The 24,558-nt window shown below is 39.1% G+C and carries 22 protein-coding genes; 10 read left to right on the forward strand and 12 right to left on the reverse strand.

All coding sequences use genetic code 11. The features are described from left to right. Window positions 1-336: 336 nt before the first annotated feature. The 3 genes from hutH to hutC are packed head-to-tail and all read right to left on the reverse strand — an operon-like array spanning window position 337 to window position 4,324. Window positions 337-1,884 (reverse strand): histidine ammonia-lyase, encoded by a 1,548-nt coding sequence (gene hutH / locus QUD79_RS01885; RefSeq protein ID WP_184426003.1) that lies wholly within the window; start codon window positions 1,882-1,884, stop codon window positions 337-339. After that, complete coding sequence (gene hutU, locus QUD79_RS01890; RefSeq protein ID WP_184426001.1) at window positions 1,884-3,584, reverse strand: urocanate hydratase; 1,701 nt, start codon at window positions 3,582-3,584, stop codon at window positions 1,884-1,886. Before hutU ends, hutH begins: the two co-directional genes overlap by 1 nt. 20 nt (window positions 3,585-3,604) lie before the next feature. Beyond that, window positions 3,605-4,324 carry a histidine utilization transcriptional repressor HutC gene (gene hutC, locus QUD79_RS01895; RefSeq protein ID WP_184425999.1) on the reverse strand — a complete coding sequence of 240 codons (720 nt, stop codon included), beginning with the start codon at window positions 4,322-4,324 and terminating at the stop codon, window positions 3,605-3,607. Window positions 4,325-4,464: 140 nt separating this feature from the next. Here hutC and hutI point away from each other — a divergent pair, with 140 nt between their 5' ends. Together hutI and QUD79_RS01905 are read left to right on the forward strand one after the other, a co-directional pair. Then, entirely contained in the window at window positions 4,465-5,697 is a 1,233-nt protein-coding gene (gene hutI, locus QUD79_RS01900) for an imidazolonepropionase (RefSeq protein ID WP_184425997.1), read from the forward strand. Window positions 5,698-5,808: 111 nt separating this feature from the next. Beyond that, window positions 5,809-7,899 (forward strand): EAL domain-containing protein, encoded by a 2,091-nt coding sequence (locus QUD79_RS01905; RefSeq protein ID WP_184425995.1) that lies wholly within the window; start codon window positions 5,809-5,811, stop codon window positions 7,897-7,899. Between the two features lie 37 nt (window positions 7,900-7,936). Here QUD79_RS01905 and rraA read toward each other — a convergent pair whose 3' ends face one another. Then, window positions 7,937-8,422 (reverse strand): ribonuclease E activity regulator RraA, encoded by a 486-nt coding sequence (rraA, locus tag QUD79_RS01910; RefSeq protein ID WP_184425993.1) that lies wholly within the window; start codon window positions 8,420-8,422, stop codon window positions 7,937-7,939. A 316-nt stretch (window positions 8,423-8,738) separates the two neighbouring features. Between rraA and QUD79_RS01915 the strand changes: the two genes are divergently transcribed. Next, entirely contained in the window at window positions 8,739-10,598 is a 1,860-nt protein-coding gene (locus QUD79_RS01915; RefSeq protein ID WP_184425991.1) for a methyl-accepting chemotaxis protein, read from the forward strand. A 206-nt stretch (window positions 10,599-10,804) separates the two neighbouring features. Here QUD79_RS01915 and hslU read toward each other — a convergent pair whose 3' ends face one another. The 4 genes from hslU to priA all read right to left on the reverse strand — a co-directional run bounded on the left by hslU (window position 10,805) and on the right by priA (window position 15,777). Beyond that, window positions 10,805-12,133, reverse strand: a complete 1,329-nt coding sequence (gene hslU, locus QUD79_RS01920; RefSeq protein ID WP_184425989.1) for an ATP-dependent protease ATPase subunit HslU — start codon at window positions 12,131-12,133, stop codon at window positions 10,805-10,807. 29 nt (window positions 12,134-12,162) lie between these two features. Next, on the reverse strand, window positions 12,163-12,681 hold the full coding sequence (hslV, locus tag QUD79_RS01925; protein WP_184425978.1) for an ATP-dependent protease subunit HslV: 519 nt from the start codon (window positions 12,679-12,681) through the stop codon (window positions 12,163-12,165). A 240-nt stretch (window positions 12,682-12,921) separates the two neighbouring features. Then, window positions 12,922-13,476: an SPOR domain-containing protein gene (locus tag QUD79_RS01930; protein ID WP_184425976.1), complete on the reverse strand. Its 555-nt coding sequence runs from the start codon at window positions 13,474-13,476 to the stop codon at window positions 12,922-12,924. Between the two features lie 93 nt (window positions 13,477-13,569). After that, a complete protein-coding gene (gene priA / locus QUD79_RS01935; protein ID WP_184425974.1) occupies window positions 13,570-15,777 on the reverse strand; it encodes a primosomal protein N' in 2,208 nt (735 codons plus the stop codon). A 244-nt stretch (window positions 15,778-16,021) separates the two neighbouring features. Here priA and rpmE point away from each other — a divergent pair, with 244 nt between their 5' ends. The 6 genes from rpmE (at window position 16,022) to alr (ending at window position 21,088) form a co-directional block, all read left to right on the forward strand. Continuing rightward, window positions 16,022-16,234, forward strand: coding sequence for a 50S ribosomal protein L31 (rpmE, locus tag QUD79_RS01940; RefSeq protein ID WP_184426061.1), 213 nt, complete (start codon window positions 16,022-16,024; stop codon window positions 16,232-16,234). Window positions 16,235-16,392: 158 nt separating this feature from the next. After that, entirely contained in the window at window positions 16,393-16,950 is a 558-nt protein-coding gene (locus QUD79_RS01945) for an RNA polymerase sigma factor (protein WP_221435259.1), read from the forward strand. After that, complete coding sequence (locus tag QUD79_RS01950; RefSeq protein WP_184425972.1) at window positions 16,947-17,456, forward strand: hypothetical protein; 510 nt, start codon at window positions 16,947-16,949, stop codon at window positions 17,454-17,456. Before QUD79_RS01945 ends, QUD79_RS01950 begins: the two co-directional genes overlap by 4 nt. A 15-nt stretch (window positions 17,457-17,471) precedes the next feature. After that, window positions 17,472-18,425 carry a DUF4097 family beta strand repeat-containing protein gene (locus tag QUD79_RS01955; protein WP_184425970.1) on the forward strand — a complete coding sequence of 318 codons (954 nt, stop codon included), beginning with the start codon at window positions 17,472-17,474 and terminating at the stop codon, window positions 18,423-18,425. 156 nt (window positions 18,426-18,581) lie between these two features. Further along, window positions 18,582-20,000 carry a replicative DNA helicase gene (gene dnaB, locus QUD79_RS01960; RefSeq protein WP_184425968.1) on the forward strand — a complete coding sequence of 473 codons (1,419 nt, stop codon included), beginning with the start codon at window positions 18,582-18,584 and terminating at the stop codon, window positions 19,998-20,000. A gap of 14 nt (window positions 20,001-20,014) precedes the next feature. Next, entirely contained in the window at window positions 20,015-21,088 is a 1,074-nt protein-coding gene (gene alr / locus QUD79_RS01965) for an alanine racemase (RefSeq protein ID WP_286290740.1), read from the forward strand. A 34-nt stretch (window positions 21,089-21,122) separates the two neighbouring features. Here the strand turns inward: alr and QUD79_RS01970 are convergent, their stop codons facing one another. Next, entirely contained in the window at window positions 21,123-21,536 is a 414-nt protein-coding gene (locus QUD79_RS01970) for a PEP-CTERM sorting domain-containing protein (RefSeq protein ID WP_184425964.1), read from the reverse strand. A 304-nt stretch (window positions 21,537-21,840) separates the two neighbouring features. On the opposite strand from QUD79_RS01970, the gene QUD79_RS01975 reads away from it, so the two are divergent. Then, window positions 21,841-23,009 (forward strand): IS3 family transposase gene (locus QUD79_RS01975; protein WP_425506909.1). Its coding sequence is split into 2 segments (ribosomal slippage): window positions 21,841-22,090 and window positions 22,090-23,009, totalling 1,170 coding nucleotides; the frame shifts between segments, so codons are not numbered across the junction. Between the two features lie 15 nt (window positions 23,010-23,024). On the opposite strand, the gene QUD79_RS01980 is transcribed toward QUD79_RS01975, so the two are convergent. The 3 genes from QUD79_RS01980 to QUD79_RS01990 form a co-directional block, all read right to left on the reverse strand. After that, a complete protein-coding gene (locus tag QUD79_RS01980; protein ID WP_281401852.1) occupies window positions 23,025-23,156 on the reverse strand; it encodes a hypothetical protein in 132 nt (43 codons plus the stop codon). A gap of 449 nt (window positions 23,157-23,605) precedes the next feature. Beyond that, on the reverse strand, window positions 23,606-24,025 hold the full coding sequence (locus QUD79_RS01985; RefSeq protein ID WP_385957481.1) for a secondary thiamine-phosphate synthase enzyme YjbQ: 420 nt from the start codon (window positions 24,023-24,025) through the stop codon (window positions 23,606-23,608). Between the two features lie 59 nt (window positions 24,026-24,084). After that, the gene (locus tag QUD79_RS01990; RefSeq protein ID WP_184425237.1) at window positions 24,085-24,549 is read right to left on the reverse strand and encodes a chemotaxis protein CheX; all 465 of its coding nucleotides are present in this window, start codon (window positions 24,547-24,549) and stop codon (window positions 24,085-24,087) included. Window positions 24,550-24,558: the final 9 nt, after the last annotated feature.

Genomic DNA, 24,558 nt, shown 5'->3' on the forward strand with positions numbered 1-24,558 from the left:
GATGTAGCTTATGTGGACAATGCAGGAGCATTATTGTCCTGAACAATTAGTTATGTAAATAAACGCCTGTATTTGACTATTTTCACTGCGTATAAAGTAGATCACTTAATTAATGAAACTGGTCTAAATAGCTTAGCTAAGTATTTTCACTCAGTACTTTCACTCAGTACACTAGCTTATTAATAGCAGTTAACTTTGTGGGGATAACGTTAGCAGTCATGACATATTATGTCAATAGGGCGTTTCAATTTATACTGCAAAATAAAAAAGTGCCAGCAATTTATTTGCTGGCACTTACTTTTGACTCTTAGTATTGTTTCTTGCTGTAAAGAAGAACTATGAAAAACTAGGTAGTAGACCGGTAGGTATTAACTCATTTAAATCACCTTCGCCAATAATACCTGCTGCTTCTGCGATATCAGGTGCAAAGTATCTGTCTTTATCATAGAAAGACACATATTCACGTAGTATTGCTTTTGCTTGCTCTACTTTTAGTGCGCCTTTTAATGGTGCTCTAAAGTCTAGCCCTTGTGCGGCAGCTAAGTATTCTACCGCTAAAACACCTGTTGTGTTTTCGGCCATATCAGTTAAACGACGACCAGCAAAGCACGCCATCGACACATGGTCTTCTTGGTTGGCTGATGTTGGTAAGCTGTCAACTGAAGCGGGATGCGCTAAGGTTTTATTTTCAGACGCTAAAGCTGCTGATGTTACTTGTGCGATCATAAAACCAGAGTTTACGCCGCCATTTTCAACTAAAAATGGTGGAAGTTTACTTAAGTTAGCATCAATGAGTAATGCCATACGACGCTCAGACAATGAACCAATTTCTGCAATGGCTAACGCTAAGTTGTCTGCCGCCATGGCAACAGGTTCAGCATGGAAATTACCTGCAGAAATGAAGTCACCTTCGTTTGCAAATACAAGTGGGTTGTCTGTAACACCATTGGCTTCTACGTGTAATACTTCGGCAGCTTGACGAATTTGGGTTAAACATGCACCCATTACTTGTGGCTGACAACGCAATGAGTATGGATCTTGCACTTTTTCACAGTCAATGTGCGATGAACCAATTTCTGAGTTATCATCTAAAATAGCGCGATAAGCTGTTGCCGCATCTATTTGACCTTTTTGACCGCGAACTTGATGTACACGATCATCAAATGGTGCACGACTGCCTAATGCCGCTTCAACAGACATTGACCCAATGACTACACCTGCAGCAAATAAATCTTCAGCGTAAAATAACCCTTCTAATGAAAATGCTGTTGACGCTTGTGTACCGTTTAATAATGCTAAGCCTTCTTTGGCAGCAAGAGTAATAGGTTCAAGCCCGGCAATTTTTAATCCATCAACCGCTGGAATAATGTCATCATTGTAAGAGACTTCACCTTCACCTAATAAAGGCAATACCATGTGCGATAAAGGCGCTAAATCACCAGAGGCACCCACAGAGCCTTTTTTAGGAACGCAAGGGTAAACCTCTGCGTTTAGTAGCGCTATTAACGCCTGAATAACTTCTAAACGAATGCCAGAATAACCGCGAGATAATGAATTGATTTTTAATACCATCATTAAGCGTACGGTAGCGTCTTCCATGTATTCGCCATAGCCTGCTGAGTGCGAAAGCACAATAGATCGTTGTAATAACTCTAACTCTTCTTCTTTAATGCGAGTGCTAGCTAATAAACCAAAACCTGTATTAATGCCATAAACTACTTGGTTCTTTTTAATGACATTTTGTACGGCTTCTGCACTTTTATTTATACCGTCAAAGGCACTTTCATCTAAGCTATATTCAATGCCATCAAACTTAGAAACAGCACGTAATTGTGCCAAGGTTAATTGCCCCGGTACTATATTTAACTTGTTTATATCATTCATTATTTTATTCCTCTTTTACCGTTGGCACCGTCTATCATTGGTAAGTCTAGACCTTGTTCTTTTGCGCAGTTAATTGCAATGTCATACCCTGCGTCAGCGTGGCGCATTACGCCAGTACCTGGGTCGTTCCATAGTACTCGGGCTAATCTTTTTTCAGCTGCCTCTGTGCCGTCTGCAACAATCACAACACCAGAGTGTTGGCTAAAGCCCATACCTACACCACCACCATGGTGTAAGCTTACCCACGTTGCACCACCAGAGGTTGATAATAAGGCATTAAGTAAAGGCCAGTCTGAAACAGCATCTGAACCGTCTTTCATACTTTCAGTTTCACGGTTGGGAGAGGCAACAGAGCCTGAGTCTAAATGGTCGCGACCAATAACCACTGGCGCTGAAAGTTCACCACTTTTTACCATATCGTTAAAGGCAACAGCCAAACGAGCGCGATCCTTTAAACCCACCCAACAGATTCGAGCCGGCAAACCTTGAAAGGCTATGCGCTCACGTGCCATATCTAACCAGTTGTGAAGGTGAGGGTTGTCAGGTATTAACTCTTTAACTTTAGCATCGGTTTTATAAATGTCTTCAGGATCACCCGATAAAGCAACCCAGCGAAATGGTCCAATTCCTTCACAAAATAATGGACGAACATAGGCGGGTACAAAGCCTGGAAAGTCGAATGCATTGGTAACACCTTCTTCTAACGCCATTTGACGAATATTATTACCGTAGTCTGTGGTTGCAGCTCCTGCACTTTGTAGGTCTAGCATTGCTTGTACTTGTACTGCCATTGACTGTTTTGCAGCTTTTACAACAGCAGCTTCATCTTTCAAGCGCATTTGTGCGGCATGGTCCATGGTCCAACCCTGTGGTAAATAGCCATTAAGTGGATCATGAGCTGAGGTTTGGTCGGTTACTACATCAGGGGTGATGCCACGTTTAACTAATTCTGGAAATATGTCTGCAGCATTGCCTAAAAGGCCAACTGAAATAGCTTCACCTTTTGCATTGGCTGTGTTGATAATGGCTAATGCTTCGTCTAATGTTTTTGCTTTTTTATCTACGTAACGTGTTTTGATACGAAAATCGATACGGGTTTCGTCACATTCAACCACTAAAGCTGAAAATCCTGCCATTGTTGCTGCAAGTGGCTGAGCACCGCCCATACCACCTAAACCACCAGTTAGTACCCACTTACCTTTGGCACTTCCTCCAAAGTGTTGTTTTGCCATAGCAACAAATGTTTCATAAGTACCTTGAACGATTCCTTGCGAACCAATATAAATCCAAGAGCCTGCAGTCATTTGACCGTACATCATTAGCCCTTGCTTATCTAACTCATTAAAGTGCTCCCAGTTTGCCCAATTAGGTACAAGATTTGAGTTGGCAATTAACACGCGCGGCGCATCGCTATGGGTACGAAATACGCCAACAGGCTTACCTGATTGTACTAATAGGGTTTCGTCATCTTCTAGACGGTCAAGCGTTTCTACTATTTTGTCGTAGCATTCCCAGTCTCTTGCTGCGCGGCCAATACCACCATAAACAACAAGGGATTGCGGGTGCTCTGCCACTTCTTCATCAAGGTTATTCATTAACATGCGTTTAGCGGCTTCTGTTAACCAACTTTTGGCAGTGATTTTACTACCACGTGCGGCGCGAATTTTTCTACTTTCATCAATACGTTTGTCGATAGTCATGGCTGTTCCTAATTTAGTGTTCAAAATACTAAGTGGCTACCTAGGCGATACTTATTACCTGGTGATGTTAAAATGGCAACACTAACAACTCCTTGCTTTGACCAAGTACGGCGTTTAACTTGTAAACAAGGCTGTTGCGTGTTGATAGCGAGCAATTTACTGATACTTTCATTTGCCAATACGGCTTCAATTTCATGGGTTGCTTCAGTCAAAGGAGCTTCATGAGATAAATACTCATGGGGCGTAATTTCAGTAAAGTTCTGCATAAGGTAATTAGGCACTAACTTACTGTTTACGTAACGCTGCTCTAACTGAATAGCTTCGTTGTTTTCAAAATGCAATATCTCGGAATAAAAGATAGCTTGGTTAGGTTTAATATTGAGTAAAATGGCAATTTCATCTGAAACGTTAACGCTTTTTAATACCAACTGATTAGCATGGTGCTTGTGGCCTCGGTCTGCTATTTCGTCGGCAATGTTTCTAATCTCTAAAAGCGAAGACTGAGATTTGAATGTTGCTACAAAAGTGCCTGCGCCTTGAGTACGTACTAACAAACCTTGTTCGGTTAGCTCTTGTAAAGCACGTCTGGCTGTCATGCGGCTAACTGAAAATAGCTCAGCCAACTCGTTTTCCGACGGTACCTTGCTATGCTGTGACCAATCACCCGATTCTATTTTTTCACAAATATGCTGTTTTATAATGGCAAACTTGCTAGCCTTAACTGCTTTAGTTGAACTCATTTTTCTACCTAATATATAAAGGTTGTATATACAATCTCATGATTGCTTTAAAAGATCAATAGTTGTATATACAACTATTGATCTTTTTGTTATGGTTTCTTTATTAATGGCTAATTATACAGCCTAAAGCTGGAGACAATATGAATAATTCAGAACAATGGCAGTCGCTTTTTATTAACGTTAACTTAGCTTCAATGGCAGAAGGCTCGAATGAATATGGCGCAATAGCGCATGCAGCACTAGCAATATCAAACGGGAAAATTGCCTGGCTTGGTAAAATGGAGCAGTTGCCAGACTATGATAAAAACTCGGTTAACGTAATTGATGGGCAAGGCAGGTGGCTTACACCTGGCTTAATCGACTGTCATACTCACCTAGTGTATGGCGGTAACCGTGCCAGCGAATTTGAAATGCGCCTACAGGGTAAAAGTTATCAAGAAATTGCGAGTGCTGGTGGCGGTATAGTGTCAACGGTAACAGCAACAAGAGCGGCTAGCGAGCAAGAGTTATTCGACAGTGCATTACCTCGTTTACGAAGTTTGCACCAACAGGGCGTTACTACAATCGAAATAAAGTCGGGTTACGGTTTAGACACTGTAAATGAAATTAAAATGTTAACTGTTGCAGGTCAGCTAGCAACTAGTTTACCTGTGACTATTAAGCGAACATTTTTAGGTGCTCATGCTTTACCAAATGAGTACAAAGGAAATAGTAGTGGTTACATTGATGTAGTTTGCAATGAAATGATCCCAAAAATTACAGCGGAAAAACTTGCTGATGCGGTAGATGTTTTTTGTGAGGGGATCGGCTTTAATATCGTTGAAACAGAGCAGGTGTTTAAAGCAGCACAGCAACATAATTTATCAATAAAAGTGCATGCAGAACAATTGTCAAATTTAGGTGGAACTGAACTGGCAGCTAGTTATCAAGCATTATCATCTGATCATATCGAATTTTTAGATGAAGCGGGTGTGGTCGCAATGGCTAAGTCAGGAATGACAGCTGTACTTTTACCTGGCGCATTTTACTTTTTACGTGAAACACAATTGCCGCCAATAGACTTACTACGTAAACATAATGTTGCTATGGCCGTTGCTACTGATGCTAACCCAGGCACATCACCTATACACTCTATTCAACTAATGCTAAATATGGCTTGTACATTATTTAGGTTAACACCGGCAGAAGCATTAGCAGGTGTTACTCGAAATGGCGCCAAAGCACTTGGTTTAGCTAAACAAAAGGGACAACTTGCGGTAGGTTTTGATGCGGATATTGCCGTATGGAACATTAGCCAGCCAGCTGAGCTATGCTATCAATACGGTGTAAACCCATTAGCGCAACTCTATTGTGCGGGCGAGCAGGTAATATAGCCAAAGTCATACTGTATTTAACTGAGAATGTTGCAAACAATTGTTGCTGTACAAAAGTCTTATACTTGATTAACCTGAGGTATAATCAAAGCAGGGCCGTTTAGGCAGTTTATGAAAAAAACTAGCACATTCTCATTTTTATATCGTTTTACTCCAAAACTGATTTTTACGCTGTTAATACTAAGCTCATCATGGCCGGCCAATGCAGCTACAGTTGGTGGGTTTGCACAATATAATCTCGCCTTTATTGTAGGGATGGTAATCCCTGTGTTGATAATTTTAGTGTTACTTAATTCTGTTGCAGATATTAGACTGCGCTACCCCTTTGTTATTTCACTTACGTTAATCGCCCAACTTTACCTGTTGCAGTTCATCGAAAAAGAGTACGTTTCATTTTTATTTATCAGTGCAAGCGCCTTTATTAGTGCAATGCTGTTCAGCACTATCGGAGAAAAACTGGAAAATAAACTTAAGGCGTTATTTACCTTGTTGTTTAGCGGGTTGTTTATTGCGTTTTTGCTAAGCGTTCTGTTCATACAAGTCATTAGCATTGAGCAACTGTGGTTGGGCTTTATACTGCTTAATCTAGTTGTTGCTTTTATTGGGTTGCTTATTCTTAGCAAAAAGTTACAGATTGGCCTGTTAAAAGAGACTATTACTTTAGTCTTGGTGCTTCTGTATGGTATTGCACTCTATTTGTGGGAATTGGTTAGCATTTCAGAAAACTGGATAGTCTTTAGTGCAATAGCGATATATTTAATGTTTGTGGTAAATTACTGTTCAGCAGTAGTTAAACATCGCTTATTTAACGGTAATAATGAACTCGAACTATCACAAGAAATACCACAACAAGCGAATGAAAGTATTGCTGTTTTTGATCCAGTCACCAATTTACCGAACTATCACCAAAGCTTACATTGTTTGCGTTACTATAATGGTCATGACCCAAGTGCGCTGGCAATAATAGTCTTTAAACCGATAAATTTCTCACAAGTGAACAAGGTATTAGGGCACCACAACTCAGACATTTTGTTACTTCAATTAGCCTACACTTTACAAAAAGCAGTAGTAGATAATCCATTGTTGGTTAACTTTAACAACGCAACACATCCAATTCGCATTGCTCGCTTACAAGGCTTAGACTTTGTAATGGCACTCGATAGTAATGCTAGTCAACACCCTGTTAAAATATTAATAGAGCAATTGTGTCAGCAGTTAAAAGCAGCAGTACCTAACGCAATGAGTTTTAAAAGCTTCTCACTTAATTTTGACTTGAGATTTGGCGTTGCTTTTGTTAATCACCATCAAAACGATCTTGAGCAAACTATTGCCTTTGCTGGCGACGCACTATTGGATGGAGAGCAAAACCTTCAGCTTATTCGTTACTTTAATCAGGAAGCTGAAAAGTATACTGAACAAAAGTTATTAATGATGGAAAAGCTTAAACAAGACATTATTGATAACAACATCTCTTGGGTTCTACAGCCGCAAATAGCGTTAAATAAAAGCCAATTAATAGGTTTTGAACTAATGTCTGACTGGCGTTCTACCAATGGAAATATGCTAGATGTTAACGAATTTATAGAGGTTGCTGAGTATAGTGGCGAAGCCTATCGTCTAGCACGGCAAATGATAGAGCAAGCTTGTAAGCTTATTTCTTTATTGCACCGAGAGCATTTTTATATTCAAGTGAGTGTAAATTTGTTTAGTAAAGATGTGTTAGAGCATGACTTAATTGAATTTATAGAGCAGGTTTCGAGCCAATACCATACCTCTTTACGCTATTTAGTTATTGAGCTAGATGAAACCTTACTCTTTGAAGCGCCAGACAAAGCTAAACTTATTATCGATCAGTTGAAATCTATTGGTGTTAAGGTATTAATTAATAACTTTTCAGGAAGCTATGAAGCTTTGCGTTATTTAAGACGATTAGCGATAGATCAGGTAAAAGTTAATTGTAGCCAATTAGTGGGTTTAAAAGACTCTGAACAATCTGAAAAAATAATTATTAGTGCATTAATTAACTTGGTTCGAAAAATGAAAGTGCCATTGTACGGCTCTGGTATTAATAACAGTGAAATAAAAAATACCTATCTCGATATTGGAGGCGATATTGGGCAGGGAAATTTAATTACCGAAGGTATTAGGTTGGAAGATGCAAAAAAATGGACAGCACAATGGCTGGTAGATCACGTACCTTAAAGAAAAGAGCAGTAAAACTGCTCTTTGATACTCGTTTTTAGTCAATATCTAAAGGCTCTGGCGACAAAATAATACCGGTATTATCTACATAGATATGATCATCAGGGAGAAAAGTAACGCCACCGAAGTTAACCGCTAAATCATTGTCACCTATGTTTTCATCGGTTGCACCTACAGGTATTGATACAAGCCCTTGAATACCAATTTCTATTTCTTCTAACATATCGACATCGCGAACACTGCCATAACAAACAATACCTTCCCAGCCGTTTTTAGCTGCTGCTTGTGCAATATCGCTATCAATTAATGCTCTGCGGGTTGAACCACCGCCATCAATTACCATAACCTTGCCTGTACCATCAGTTTCAGCAAGTTGTATTATTAATCCATTGCTTTCAAAGCATTTAATTGTAACCACTTGGCCGCCAAAAGAACTCCTGCCACCAAAGTTGCAAAAAATAGGCTCTACCACATCAATTAAATCAGCGTAAATATTACATAATTCAGAAGTATTATATTCCATGTGAGTTTCCTATAACGGTTAGGTATTCGCTTTTGGCTTAGTATAGCGCGACTACTTAGTGAATTAAACAACCAATAAGACCAACTATATGAAAATAAATAATAAAAATATTACATAATAAAATAGTGTTGGCGATTTATTATGGTTAACGATGAGGTTTAGGCTTAACTTGTAACGCCGCTCGATTATAGAGGTGCGTATTTTTTCAACCAAAAAAACGATATATCAGTGAGTTATACTTTGCACAAAACTTTTTATTTATGACTATACTGAAATTTGATAAAAAAATTACAATAACTAAAGGTAATAATGATAGATGTTAATAAAACACAAACTTACCGCCAATACAGGGATATTAATTGTAGCGTTGATTTTTATGCTGGGACTGCTTACCTATTCGGTTAACTCATTAGAAAGTGATATCGCTACGGCGCGTTTAATTGGAAATATAGAGACGGAAGTATTGCAATTACGGCGAGATGAAAAAGACTTCTTAGCGCGTAAGTTACTTAAATACCGAGACAGCTTTGTTAAAAAACACAGTGAATTAAAGCAAGATATTAGTGCATTAGAACAGGTGTTCATCGACCAACCCAGCCAAGCAAATGACATAAAATCTCTTAATACGGTGATTGAAGAATACAGTAATATATTTAATAAAATTGTGGAGGAGCAGCAAGTTATTGGGCTTGACCATAATGATGGGGTTTACGGTGAATTAAGACGAGCAGTACATGCAGTAGAAGAAATACTGAAAGGATCAGACGACAAATTACTCAGTGGTATGTTACAACTTAGACGCAGTGAAAAGGACTTCTTGTTACGCGTTGATGATAAATATTGGCAGAAGTGGCAAAGGGACTCTTTAGTATTAATTGCAGATATTAAAGCAAGTGAGTTAGACAGTTCAGTCAGATCTCAAATTATTGATTATATTGGTACTTACGATAAAACATTTGCTAAGTTGGTTGAATCACAACGTATTATGGGCTTTACATCAGACCAAGGTTTACGCGGAGAAATGCGCGCAACTGTTCATCAAGTTGATCAGTTACTTGAACAGGTTTTAGTGGCGAGTAGAGCTCGTGTTGAAGCGCATGTCAATTCAGTTAATACCGCGGCATACTTATTGTTTGCTGTTGTGTTAGTTATTGCGATAACTTTCGCTGTTTATATGAGCCGTAATATTTTATCAGGTATTACACAGTTACAAGATAAAATGAATGAAGTTGCTGAAACAAAAGATTTATCTATTGTACTAGAGACGTCATCGAAAGATGAATTAGGCAATATGGCTGATGTTTTTAATAAAATGATCACAAGCTTTAGAAATTTAATTATTGAGGTAAATCATTCTGTTGAAACGGTAAATGTTGCGACTCGAAACCTTTCTGAAAATATTCATAAAGCTAACGAAGGTGTTGATTCTCAAATTCAACAAACAGACTTAGTTGCAACAGCGGTGACAGAAATGGTCGCTACCGTTGACGAAATTGCACAAAACACACAGTCTGCCGCAGACAAAGCTGATCTTACCAACCAAAATGCGCTGAAAGGAAAAGGCGGGGTTGATTCAACTATTAGTAAAATTGATGAACTATCGATGAAACTATTAGATTCAGAAAATGTGGTAAAAGAATTGGAAAAAGATTCGGTTACTATAGGCTCGGTATTAGATGTTATTCGTAGTATTGCAGAGCAAACAAACCTATTAGCATTAAATGCAGCAATAGAGGCAGCAAGAGCGGGCGAGCAAGGACGTGGTTTTGCTGTAGTGGCTGATGAAGTAAGAACATTAGCAAGTCGAACGCAAGACTCTACGAAAGAAATTGAAACAATTATAGGTTCATTACAAGCACGCACAAAAGAAATTGTTTCACACATGGCAACCTGCCGTACTCAAGGTCAAGAAAGCGCTGACCAAGCTGCAACTGCTGGCGCAATGCTTGAAGAAATTACCCAAGACGTTTCAACTATTATGGACATGAATACAACAATTGCTGCGGCTATTCAAGAACAAAGCATTGTGGCGTCTGAAGTGAATCAACATGTCGTTATGATACGTGACGTTGCGGAAGAGGCGGGCAGTGCAGCTAAACAGAACTCTCATATGAGTGAAGAGCTATCACAACAAGCAGAAGTGCTAAATAAAGAAGTTAATCAGTTCAAAGTATAATGTAAAAAGGTGGTGTTATTGATAATAACACCACCTTTTGCTTCTTTTTCTACTATCAATTAAGTGAGCTTAACCTCAGTACTAAAGATCTACCGCGTTTTTACTTATTTATGGGGAACAACCCCATTACATAAGTTCAGCCTTGTATAAACACCAAATAAATCGCTGCAAAAATGTACTGCAAAGATAAACACGCCCTAATAACTTTATAGAATGAAGCGACTTAAATCTTCATTTTGTATTACATCGCTGAGAATATTATTAACAAACGCTTGATCGATAATAATTTCTTCACCAGCACGATCGTTAGCGGTAAATGAAATTTCTTCCGTAAGCTTTTCTAACATAGTATGTAAACGTCTGGCACCAATGTTTTCAGTAGTTTCATTAACTTGCCATGCGGCATTAGCAATTGCCTTTATGCCATCGTCACTGAATTTAATATGAAAGTTTTCAGTCGCTAGCAACGCAATATATTGCTCAGTAAGAGAAGCGTTAGGCTCGGTAAGAATGCGGACAAAATCATCTGCCGTTAATGCTTTTAACTCAACGCGTATGGGTAAACGCCCTTGCAACTCAGGTATTAGGTCAGATGGTTTTGACATTTGAAATGCGCCAGAAGCGATAAACAAGATATGATCTGTTTTTACCATGCCATGTTTAGTGCTAACAGTTGAGCCTTCAACTAAGGGGAGTAAATCACGCTGAACACCTTCTCTTGACACATCTGGTCCAGAGCTATCACCGCGTTTACAAATTTTGTCAATTTCGTCGATAAAAACAATGCCATTTTGTTCAACCGCTTCAAGTGCTTTAATTTTAATCTCTTCAGGGTTAACAATCTTAGATGCTTCTTCTTCTTGAAGTGCTTTAAATGCATCTTTAATTTTTAATTTACGTTTAGTTGTTTTTTCACTTGATAAGCTTTGAAACATATTTTGTAGTTGCGAGGTCATGTCTTCCATGCCTGGTGGAGCCATAATTTCAACACCCATTTGTGGAGCAGCAAGGTCGATCTCTATTTCTTTGTCGTCTAACTGTCCTTCTCGTAACTTCTTACGAAATACTTGACGTGTAGTGCTGTTGTCTGACTTTTCATCATTACCAAATGAATCGCGGGCAGGAGGTAATAAAATATCTAATATACGTTCTTCTGCAGCTTCCTCTGCAAGGTGCTTAACCCGAGTCATTTCTAGCTCTTTGGTCATTTTTATTGCCATATCAGCTAAGTCACGAATAATAGTTTCAACTTCTTTACCAACATAACCGACTTCGGTGAACTTAGTTGCTTCTACTTTAATAAAGGGAGCATTGGCAAGCTTTGCTAAGCGGCGAGCAATTTCAGTTTTACCAACACCAGTAGGGCCAATCATTAATATATTTTTAGGTGTAACTTCAGTGCGCAGCTCTTCATTTAACTGCATTCGGCGCCAGCGATTTCTGAGTGCAATAGCAACCGCTCGTTTAGCATCGCTTTGTCCAACAATGTGGCTATCTAATTCATGAACTATTTCACGAGGTGTCATATTCGACATTATATTTTCCTTACTATGGTGCGTTGCGACTAAAGCTCATCAATGGTGTGATGTTGGTTGGTGAATACACAGATGTCGCCAGCAATTTTTAATGACTTTTCAACAATTTCTTTTGCAGATAATTCGGTATTTTCTAACAGGGCTAATGCGGCTGATTGGGCGAAGTTACCGCCACTGCCAATAGCGATAAGATCATGCTCAGGTTGAACCACATCGCCGTTACCGGTAATGATAAGTGATGCAGTTTCATCAGCTACCGCTAGTAACGCTTCAAGCTTTCGTAATGCACGATCGCTGCGCCAATCTTTTGCTAATTCAACAGCAGCTTTGGTTAAATGACCTTGATGCATTTCTAATTTACTTTCAAAGCGTTCAAATAACGTAAAGGCATCAGCCGTTCCTCCGGCAAAGCCAGCAAGTACTTTATCATTATATAAACGGCGAACTTTACGGGCATTACCTTTCATTACGGTATTACCAAGTGAAACTTGGCCATCGCCACCTATGACAACTTTGCCATTACGTCTTACGGAAACTATCGTAGTCACAATAAACCTCTATTAATTATCGGCCTAAGGCCGAGGAAACTCTATTGTTAATAGATAAGGGGGGATATTGTTTTTTCAAGGGGAGGTAGAGTAAATAACATTGACGATACCCATGTAATAACAACCCAAATAAAAAAGTGGTCACTTGTTTATTCTGATTGCTAGTACATAAAAATCCCTGTGGCTTGCTTTTCTCAAGTATGAGTTTTCGCAAAATGGATATATATCGCTATGTTTGTGTTATTTCCATAGCAATACTTGGCAGTAATTAATGTTATTGCTGCGTAATCTATGTTTGTCTTTTTCAGCACCGCGCTTTCTTGGGTATGGCCCAAGGTATACTTGATACCAAGTTGAGTTTGAGCCTTTAGCTTGTCTAATATATGACTCTAAGCCAACAAATGCGATATTCGCTTTTAGCACTTCAGCCTGTTTTTGTGTTCTAAATGAACCACATTGAAGCTTGTACGGGCCTTTAGTTTCAACTTCGTATTGACCCTCTTCTACTTCTTTGGTTTTTAATTTTTCGGGGTAATCCCATTTTTCTTTGGGTGGCGCAGGAAGTGTTGTTTTAGGGGTAATAACGGGGACTTCTTTTTCTTTTACTGGCAGTGTTGTTTCAGTTGCGCTATCGATTTTCCATAAGCCATAGATAAATGCAATAATTGCACACACTGTAATAACCGCAATTACTTTAAGTTTTGCCGATCCATTTTGTTGTGGCGCCTGCTTATTGCTTTTATAAGGGTTATTTTTTTTATTTGTTTTACGAGAAACGTAATCTTGGTGTGCCATTAATATAAATCACTACATAAAAAGGAGAAAATATTGCTGCTAGTATTGTAACGGGTTAGGTTAAAAATGCTATGTCTTTTAGTTGATAAAGTTTTACCAGCTTAACTCTAAGGGATCGATGTCCATTGACCATCTTACTTTGCTTGACCACTCATTATTATCTGCGCACTCAAGTAAAAGCGTTAATGCCTTGTGTAAATATGACCGTTTTTTCGCTTGAATTAATAAATGAAAGCGATATTTTCCCGCGCGTTTTTCCATAGCTGCAGGCATTGGGCCTGCGACTTCGCAATGTGCAAAGTGTAACGAAGCAATTGAGCGAAGGAATTTTTCAGGGTACGAGGGAAAGTTAGCTTCAGCTCGAATCAGTGCTTGGTAGCCAAAAGGAGGAAGTCCAGCATATTGGCGCTCAAGCATTGCTTGTTTCGCAAAATGACGATAACCATTATGTACTAAATCTTGTAGCAATGGATGCTGTGGGTATTGTGTTTGTACTAATACTTTTCCTGGTTTGCTGGCTCGTCCTGCTCTGCCAGCAACTTGTATGAGCAACTGTGCCATATGTTCGGCTGCGCGAAAATCGTAACTGAAAAGCGCACCGTCAATATCAAGCATGACAACTAAAGTAACGTCTGGAAAATGATGCCCTTTAGCGAGCATTTGTGTTCCAACAAGAATTTGATGTTCTTTATTCATCACTTGCTTGAGGATCTTTGCTAATTCACCTTTACGGCGAGTGCTGTCTCTGTCAATTCTTATTACCGAGTATTGTTCAAACTTTTGTTGTAAGTGTTGTTCAATTTGTTCAGTGCCTTGTCCTATAGGGGAAACTCTTACACTGCCACAGTCTGGGCATTGGGCTGGTAAACGTTTTTGCCCTGCACAATGGTGACAAATTAATAGACCTTGCCCTTTATGAAACGTATACGGCTTATTGCAACGTAAACATTGAGCTAGCCAGTGGCATTCTTGGCAGTTAATGGCAGGGGCAAATCCACGTCTATTTAGAAATACTAGCACTTGCTCTTTACGAGATAAGGTTTGATTTATTTTTTCAATAACAGGCTTAGCTAAGCCAAATGTTAATGGTTGATTTGCAATATCAATTAAATGAATTTTCGATTTAATGCTATTGCCTGCGCGCTGAGTTAATTTATGGTGTTGATACTTTTTCTCTAACGCATTGTGTAGCGTTTCAAAGCTTGGGGTTGCTGTGCCTAATACAATGGGAATGTTTTGCTGGCGAGCTCTTAAAATAGCAATATCTCTTGCATGGTAGCGAAAGCTGTCTTGTTGTTTAAAAGAGCTGTCATGCTCTTCATCAATTATTATTAGACCAAGTCGTTGTAATGGAGAGAAGACTGCAGAGCGGGTACCAATGACAATGGCGGCACCGCCTTGATGAGCTTGTTGCCATGTAATCAATCGTTCGGTATCGTTAAGCCCTGAATGATGAAGAAAAATAGGGACATTAAAGCGCAATTCAAACCGAGATAACGTTTGAGGCGTTAACCCTATTTCGGGCACCAATACTAACACCTGTTGATTGTTAGCAATAGTGTGCTCCATTGCCTGTAAATACACTTCAGTTTTGCCGCTGCCTGTTACTCCATCTATTAAATGACAAGCAAAGCTGTCCATAGTGTTAGTAATGGCAGAAACAATAATTGCTTGCTCTGTTGATAATGAAAGTTTGTCTGCTTGGTTTAAGCCTTCATGCCAATTATAAATAGGGTTTACTACTTCTTCTTGCTTGATAAGGTGTTTTTGTTCAAGAGCAGTTAATTGCGCCTTACTGTAACCTAGGGTTCTAAGTTCGCTCCATGAAAGACCACTTTGTTTTAGTAGTAATTGATATAATTGATGTTGTTTGGGCGCTTTTTTGGCGATTTTAGCTAATTCATCTTCATTAGCATCGTTAGTGGTTAGCCATTGCATATTAGGTAATGTGTTTGGTGTCTCTATTTTTCTTAGTAGTGCAGGTAGCGCTTTTTGCACGACTTCGCCAATAGGGTGTTGGTAATAGTTGGCACAAAGGCTTAGTAAGGATAATAATGAGCTTGGTAGCTGTGTTTTATCATGATTAACCGAGATAATAGGTTTTATTTTATTAGCATTAATCTCGCCAGGTAATTGCTGGTTAGTGCTAATAACAATTGCAACAACGGTTCTATGAGAAAAAGGCACAATTACTCGTTGTCCGATATTAATATCAGCTAAGGCTATGTTTTTAGGTAGTTTGTAGGTAAAAAGCTGGCGCATTGGAACAGGAATGGCCACTTGAATAAAATGTTCCTGCACTGACTTTTCCGTATAGTTTATTAATGTTGGTTTATTTTGACGGTAACTGGCGAGAAAACCAAGGTATCATCACATTTATTTTTGTTTAGCGCTGATAAATCGTTAATTGGTGAAAAAAGTATGATTATAGAAGATAGTTGCTTGCGATCTGCAAATTGATGATTTATTATGCGCCCCCATTAATTTAAATTTGTATGGTGCTTGGCAAGACCAAGTGGCGATACAGCCTATACAGAGGTTTCCCATGAAAGACGGTATTCATCCTAACTACGCAGAGTTCAAGGCAACTTGTTCTTGTGGAAATGTTATTACAACAGGTTCTACTCGCGGTAAAGATATTCACTTAGACGTATGTTCAGAATGTCACCCATTCTACACTGGTAAGCAAAAAGCTGCTGAAACTGGTGGTCGTGTTGATAAGTTCAACAAACGTTTTGGTGCACTTAGCAAGAAGTAATAATAAGCCTAATTTATTAGGTATTACTTTGCCAAGACAAAAAGCGCCTTTATGGCGCTTTTTTGTTGCTGTTTAATTATTTAATTTCCCTTCCATTTAAACCCTTTTTCACGATACAACATCTAACCATATATTCACTAACTTTTAGGCGCTACTTTTTGGAAAGCAAAAAAGTAATACATGCAGAAACGCAATTTAGCCAAAACGATGAAGATAAATTGATTTCTGCTGTGCAACAAGGTGACCAACAAGCATTTCATCAACTATATTTACGCTATTACAAGCGTATGTATGCGCTTTGCTGGCGTATGTTGGCAGATAAAGACAGTGCTGAAGATGTTTGCCAAGAAATATTTGTACAGCTTTGGCAAAAAATTTATCTCTTTAAAGGCGAAAGTAAGTTCTCTACCTGGTTACACAGTGTTGCGACCAATATTGTATTAGGGCACTTACGAAAACAAAAGAACTGGCTACAAAAAGTGTTTAGTATCGAAGATAAAGGTATTGAAGATACGACTGTTGAAATGGCAGAGCTACCTGAATTAGACAAGAAAATAATGCGCTTACCCGAGCGAGCAAGGCTTGTATTTGTATTGTTTGCAATTGAAGGTTATCGGCATGAAGAAATTGCAGGTATGTTGGGAATGGCCGTAGGATCGAGTAAGTCTCAATATCATAGAGCAAGAAGTTTACTCAGACAGTGGGTGGAGTTATGAGCAAAGTTAATATTTCTGAACAAGCGTTAGATCAACAAGTTGCACAATTACCTTTAGAAGTATTGCCACAACGAGATTTGTGGACTGGAGTGGAAAGAGCGATAACTCGGTATGAACAAAAAGCAACGTTAAACACATCCAATCATAAGATAATCCCCTTGGCTTGGGCTGCGTCGTTTTTAGTTGTAGTGTTGCTCACTTGGGGTGTTGTTTCTCCGCCTAAAGAGCATATTAGTAGCCCACTCACTTTGGCTTCTATAATGGAGAGTAACTTTGAGCAGAATAAAATGTTAATTTTAACTAGTTACGATCAAGCGCAAAATAAAGTGTTGCCTATAGCAATGCAGAAGCAATTTAATGAGTTATCAAGTGCTAGAGCCGCAATTAATAGAGCACTGGAGCAAGATCCAACCAATAATGATTTATTGAATTTGTTAAAATGGACGCATCGGCAAGAGTTAGCGTTAATGCAACAAGTTTATAGTCCACAATGGCAAACCATATAATAAACAGAGGTATTTATGCGTAGTTTAATTCAATTAATTTTATTGTCAGTAGTTTTAGTGTCTAGCATGGCATATGCAGGAGAAAAAGTGAGTGAAACTCTGCCATTAAATGATGCTAGCAAAGTAATTATTGAGAATCAGCGAGGGCAGGTCAATGTGATTGGTAGTAACGATAACTTTGTTTCGGTTGAGGGTGAGCTTGATGACGATGCACAAGCATTTATTTTTGAGCAGTCAGGAGCAACAATTACAATAAAGGTACAAATGCCTAATAGTAAACGGAATTGGGGCAATAATGACAAGAGAGGCTCTATTTTAACTATAACGATTCCTCGTCAGGTAAGGGTTGGGTTTAATGGCGTTTCTTCAGATATTGAAATATCTGATTTTATCCAAGGAGTTGACATTAAAACGGTTAGTGGTGAAGTTTCAGCAAAACACTTACAAAAAAACATTGATATTAATACGATCAGCGGAGATATTGAGAGCGAGTTACTCTCTGGCAAAGTACAGTTGTCAACCGTTAGTGGTGACCTTGATGATGAAAAGTCCTCGGGGCGTTTGTTAATAAAGTCTGTTAGCGGCAGTATAAAAACAACAACAAATGCAAAAGAAGTTTCTGCTGAAACCGTTAGCGGGGATATTAAACTAAACTTAGCCTCTATTGATGAACTATCTGTTAGTAGTGTAAGTGGAGACAGTGATGTTTCACTTTTACTTAATCCACAAGCTACCGTTAAGCTTTCAAGTGTAAGTGGTGAGTTTACGCTTAAATTTGCTGAGCGCACACAAGCTAATTTTGCCTTAAAAACGAATGCAGGTGGCTCAATAAAAAATAAAATAACTAAGGATAAGGCCCATCGTAGTAAGTTTGGACCTAATGAAAAATTGAGCTTTACCACTGGCGATGGTAATGGCTCAGTAAAAGTTACAACTGTGAGTGGCGATATTATTCTTTTAGCAAACTAGCTTAATTGCACCAGCAACCCATGGGTAGGTGTGTTGCTGGTTAATTGTGTAAATATCACGTAATTTCTTTCTCCTTGAGGCAAATTTCTGCTACATTAGTCGTCCTTAAACTCGGTGTAAATTGAGCCCAATTTCTAACGCTATGCAGGTGTATAAATGGCGGATCGTAAGCCAGCGAATTTCTCAAAAAATAAAAAGTTCTCACGTGATCAACAACTCGATGACTTAAAAGTTCCACCTCACTCTTTAGAGGCCGAGCAATCGGTACTTGGTGGCCTATTATTAGATAATGAAACATGGGATCGCGTTAGTGAAAAGGTTGTAGCGCAAGACTTCTACTCGCGCTCACATCGTATTGTCTATGAAACTATTGGTGCGTTAATTGAGCTAGGTGGTCCGGTTGACTTAATCACGCTCTCTGAAGCGTTGGATAACGATCAAAAGCTTGATGATGCAGGCGGGTTTGTTTATCTCGCTGAGATGATGAAAAACACACCAAGTGCAGCAAATATTACAGCTTATGCAGAAATTGTAAGAGAGCGTGCAGTAACCCGTGAAATGATCAGTGTTGCAAATGAAATAGCTGAAGCCGGTTACGATACCCAAGGGAGAACAAGTGCAGATTTACTTGATTTTGCCGAAACAAAGGTTTTTCAAATTGCAGAGCAAAGAGCAAATAAATCTGAAGGTCCTGAAAATATTCATTCGGTCTTAGAAAAAACCGTAGACCGGATAGAAAAACTGTATCAACAGCCTCATGATGGTGTTACCGGTGTTTCGACTGGTTTTACAGATCTTGATAAAATGACTGCTGGCTTGCAACCTTCAGATCTGATTATTGTTGCAGCGCGTCCATCAATGGGTAAAACCACCTTTGCAATGAACTTGGCTGAACATGCCGCGATGACTGAAGATAAACCTGCTTTAATTTTTAGTTTAGAAATGCCTTCTGAGCAAATTATGATGAGGATGTTGGCATCACTTGGCCGTATTGACCAAACAAAAATTAGAACAGGTCAATTAGGTGATGAAGATTGGGCAAGGTTGTCATCAACCATGGGGTTATTAATAGAAAAAGGCAAAATGTACATAGATGATGCTGCTGGTTTAACACCAACGGAAGTTCGCTCTAGAGCACGACGAATTGCTCGTGATCATGGCGGTATTAGCTTGATTATGATCGATTATTTGCAATTAATGCGAGCGCCACAGTTTTCAGATAATCGTACGCTGGAAATCGCTGAAATATCACGATCTTTAAAAGCCTTAGCGAAAGAATTAGAAGTTCCGGTTGTTGCATTATCTCAGCTTAACCGTGGCTTAGAGCAACGCTCTGACAAACGGCCGATAAACTCTGACTTACGTGAGTCTGGTTCAATTGAGCAAGATGCAGATTTAATCATGTTTATTTATCGTGACGAAGTTTACCACGATGACTCCGAATACAAAGGGATGGCAGAAATTATTATTGGTAAGCAACGTAATGGCCCTATAGGACGAGTTGCGCTGACATTCCAAGGGCAATATTCTCGCTTTGATAATTATGCTGGATCGCACGTTCTAGATGAAGATTAATTATTTAAATGACCATCAGAACAGCAACCGCAACGATAAACCTTAGTGCCTTAGTTGATAACTTTACAGCGATAAAACTACTTGCGCCAAAAAGTAAAGTATTGGCAGTTTTAAAGGCTAATGCATACGGACATGGGCTAGCGCTTATTGCAGAAGCTTTGTCGCAAATAACAGATGCTTTTGGTGTAGCCCGCATTGATGAAGCATTAGCACTAAGAGCAAGTGGAATAACAAAACCTATTGTATTATTGGAAGGCTTTTTTGAAGCTCAAGACTTAGCGGTATTAGCCGATAATAACTTGCAAACTATTGTTCATAATGAACAACAACTTAATGAAATTTGTAACGCCTCATTAATACAGCCATTAAAAGTATGGCTAAAAATTGATACAGGCATGCATCGATTAGGCATAGATAAACAAGAATTTCCCCGGTATTACCAGCAGCTTTCACAAAGTAGTAATGTACAACAACCTATTATATTAATGAGCCATTTAGGCGGCGCTGATGATAAAAGTAGTTCTGCTACAGATCGCCAACTGTCTTTATTTGAAAGTATTACAGCGGGTAAAGCTAACGAATTGAGTTTGGCAAATTCGGCCGCTATTTGTAACTGGCCAAAAACGCACTTTCAATGGGTTCGGCCTGGGTTATTATTGTATGGTGTTTCACCGATAAATGACCTACTGTCGAATATTAATATTACGCCTGTCATGACTTTACAATCAAGCTTAATTGCAATTAGAACACTTGCAGCAGGTGAGACAGTGGGTTATGGCGGTGCTTGGAAAAGCAAAGGTAAAACTAAAATTGGTATTATTGCCATTGGTTATGGCGATGGCTACCCAAGACATGCTAAAAATGGGACGCCTGTGTTAGTTAATGGACGGCGAGTTCCTTTGATTGGCCGTGTTTCTATGGATATGATCACCGTTGATTTAGGGGTTAACTCTACAGATACGATCGGTGATATTGCCACGTTGTGGGGAGAGGGACTTGCAGTTGAAGAAGTTGCTAGTTGCGCAACCACTATTCCTTATGAATTGTTATGTAATATTTCTAGACGCGTAAAAATGACAATTAAATAAGTTAAAGTAGGGCATCTTTCGATGCCCAGCACTACTATGCTTTTCTAGCCCTTAAACCTAATAAGCCCAAAGCTAAAAGAACCAGACTTGTAGGTTCTGGTACTTGAGTTGTATTACCTACAAGTACATTTATCTCTGTTTTAGCTAATTCTTGTCCACCAGAGCCAAATGCAGATAACGCAAAAGTGTATGTGCCGTTCATATTTGGATCAAAGTTGGGTAAGAACCAATGAGGTTTCCATGAGTTTTGAGCAACTGAATTCGATAATAAACCGTTTGTATAAGTTGAATTAGCATTGGCAAGGTTACAGTCGGTTGCGGTGCCGCCGCCATTACCTGTAGAACTATTACCTAAAGCATGATCAGCACAACTTACGTTTATTTGATCATAACCGAAAGTTCCGTTTGGACCGATCATGTTAAGAAAAAAAGTATAATCGGCTAGCATTAATGGACCGGTATTTATAGACCATTCAAAGCTCCATTCTGCAGTATTAGCATTGACAGTTTGACCAGCATTGAAGCTATATGAACCATCACCATTACTGTTATAAGTGTTTTGAGGTGCGAAACCATTAGCAGGGTCGTGGCGTAACTTAGCACGTAGTCCTAATTCAATATTTTCAAGGATACCTTGCCCGTCTGTTAAGGTGTATTGATCTATGGTGAAAGAGCCATTGCTAACACCATGACGTGGTTTAATGGATTCGACTACCCCAGTTAAGAGATAATAAACTTAACTGGAGATCAACATGACAAAACGTAAAAAGTATTCTAAAGAATTTAAACTCGATGCTATCGCATTAGTTATTGAACAAAACTATAGTCAGGCGGAAGCTTCGAGAAATTTGGGCATTAATCCCAACATGCTTGGCCGGTGGATCAAGGAAGCTGAAAATGATGATGGTCAGGCTTTCAGAGGAAACGGTAAATTAACACCTGAGCAAGAAGAAATTCGTCAGTTAAAAGCACAAGTAAAACGCCTCGAAATGGAGCGAGAAGTGTTAAAAAAAGCGACGGTCTTCTTTGCCAAAGAAACGAAGTAAAATATTCGTTTATCGCCCTACATAAGAAGATCTGGCCAGTGGTGCTCATGTGCCACGTACTGGGTGTTAAAAGCAATAATTATTATAGTTATCAAAAACGTAACCTCGACAAACAGGAAGATCCGACGCATGAAGAAATGCTTGATTGGGTCAAAGATATAGCAAAGTTCAGCGATAATACTTATGGCGAACGTCGTATTCAAAAAGTGCTTAATGCGCTTAGCTATCCTGTAAGTCGACAAAAAACAGCGAAGCTTATGAAAGAAGCGGGCGTGTGGGTTCGCTATAAAAAGAAATACAAAGTAACAACGAATAGTGATCATAATAAGCCCGTTTACGACAATGAGCTTCAACAAGATTTTACCGTAGCAGCACCGAACCAAGTTTGGGTGCAAGACATCAGCTATATTTGGACATCTGAAGGCTGGTTATATTTAGCGGTTGTCATTGATTTATACTCTCGTAAAGTCGTGGGCTGGAGTATGGGGTCGAGAATGAAGGCTCAGCTGGTTTGTGATGCATTGACCATGGCCATTTGGCAACGTCAGCCGAAGGCTGGGTTAATCGTGCATTCAGATCAAGGCGTTCAATATGCAAGCCACCAATATCGGCGGTTATTAAAGGACCATAGCTTTATTGGCAGTATGAGCAAAAAGGGGTGCTGTTGGGATAATGCTGTTGCTGAAAGCTTCTTTGGCAGTTTGAAGCAAGAGCGAGTTCATTGGCGTAACTATGAAACACGCTATGGTGCACAGCAAGATGTCTTGAATTACATAACGATGTGGTACAACAGTCGTCGTTTGCATTCTTACCTGGGTTACCAAAGTCCGAGTGATTTTGAACGGGCGACAGAAGACTTAGAAATGGTTGCTTAACTGAGGTGACTGAATTTAGTTGACCAGGTCACCAGAGCCCATAATAACGTCAGGTGAAACGTTTTGATCATATAACAAACTAGCGCTTGCTTGAGGTATAACTACCATTGTGCCAATTAAAAGGGCTGATTTAAGTAATGTTTTCATTGTTATTTTGAATCCTTATACTGTTATAGTCATGAGTTTTCCTTTTTAAATTTAAGGAAGCGGATCACTCTTTTATATACATATATACAAAAACGCAATAACTGTGCCTACTATAAAAAACTACTATGTTTCAATGTGTTAATATTTTATTTAACCTGAGTTCTGGATAACGGATGTACGATCAACACAGATAAAGTTATATTTTTCAATTGCTTATTATAGAACAATCGTATTGCTTATGTAGTTATATATCAATGTTATAAGTGTTCAGTGAATCAAGGCAAGTTTGCGTACCTAATAGCGAGCTATTAGTAGCAAATTTAACGCAGATACGCGCAAAAATCGTGACATTGACGTGCTTAGCTTATCCAGAACTCTGGTTATTAATAATGAGAAATATATTATTGTAAAAATGAATGACACTGGTTGATGAGTACGGGTAATAAATATTAGCCTTGAATTGTCGCTACTAAAGTTCTGCTAATAGCGTTATCTCTGTGCTCACCTAAATAAATACCTTGCCAAATGCCGAGGTTAAGCTTGCCGTTAGTGATAGGTATTGTAACGCTACTCCCGATGGTGCTTGCTTTAATATGGGCCGGCATATCGTCATCACCTTCATAAGTGTGTTTATAATAAGGTGCACGTTCGGGGACAAAGTGATTAAAGTGAGCTTCTAGGTCTGAACGCACGGTAGGATCGGCATTTTCGTTAATGGTAAGCGATGCAGAAGAGTGCTTAATAAATAAGTGAACAAGCCCACATTCTAGTGCTTTTATTTGGGGTAGGCAGTGAGTGACTTCATCTGTGATAAGGTGAAAGCCTCTCGTTTGTGCTTTAAGTGTTATCTCACGTTGAAACCACATAATATACTGGTGTATTAAATAATAAAGCCAGAATAGGATCCTGGCATTGAATTAATTACTGGTTATTTATCGAAGCTAAACTCTATATAAGCTTTGCCATGCGGAGAACTTAACGGAATGATAACAATAGGCCCATCTGCTTTATGCTTAATTGTATGATTCTTACCTGAAACTACCATCGGGGTTGCCATGTCAAACTCAAACCCTTTCTCACTTAGCATTCGTTTAGCACCACCAGTAACCATGTTAGTAATTTCACCAACAAGATCGGTTATTTCATCGTTAACCTCATCTGGGGCTTCACCTACCATGCCTTTCATTGTTGCTAACGCCAAAGGCCCATCAAAGGTAATAGAGAGTGACCCTTTTGTTTGCTCACTTACCATGCCAATCAGCCCCGATACATCGCCTGCTGCAACTTCATTCTTTTTTAACCGAGGTTTTTCTGGTGTAAGTTCCATGTGAGCCATGGTCGACATTACATTGAGCATTGATGATAAAAACGGGTTAATAAACTCTACATTCATGAAGTTTCC

It is taken from the genome of Thalassotalea piscium (assembly GCF_030295935.1).
Classification (GTDB): Bacteria; Pseudomonadota; Gammaproteobacteria; order Enterobacterales; family Alteromonadaceae; genus Thalassotalea_B; species Thalassotalea_B piscium.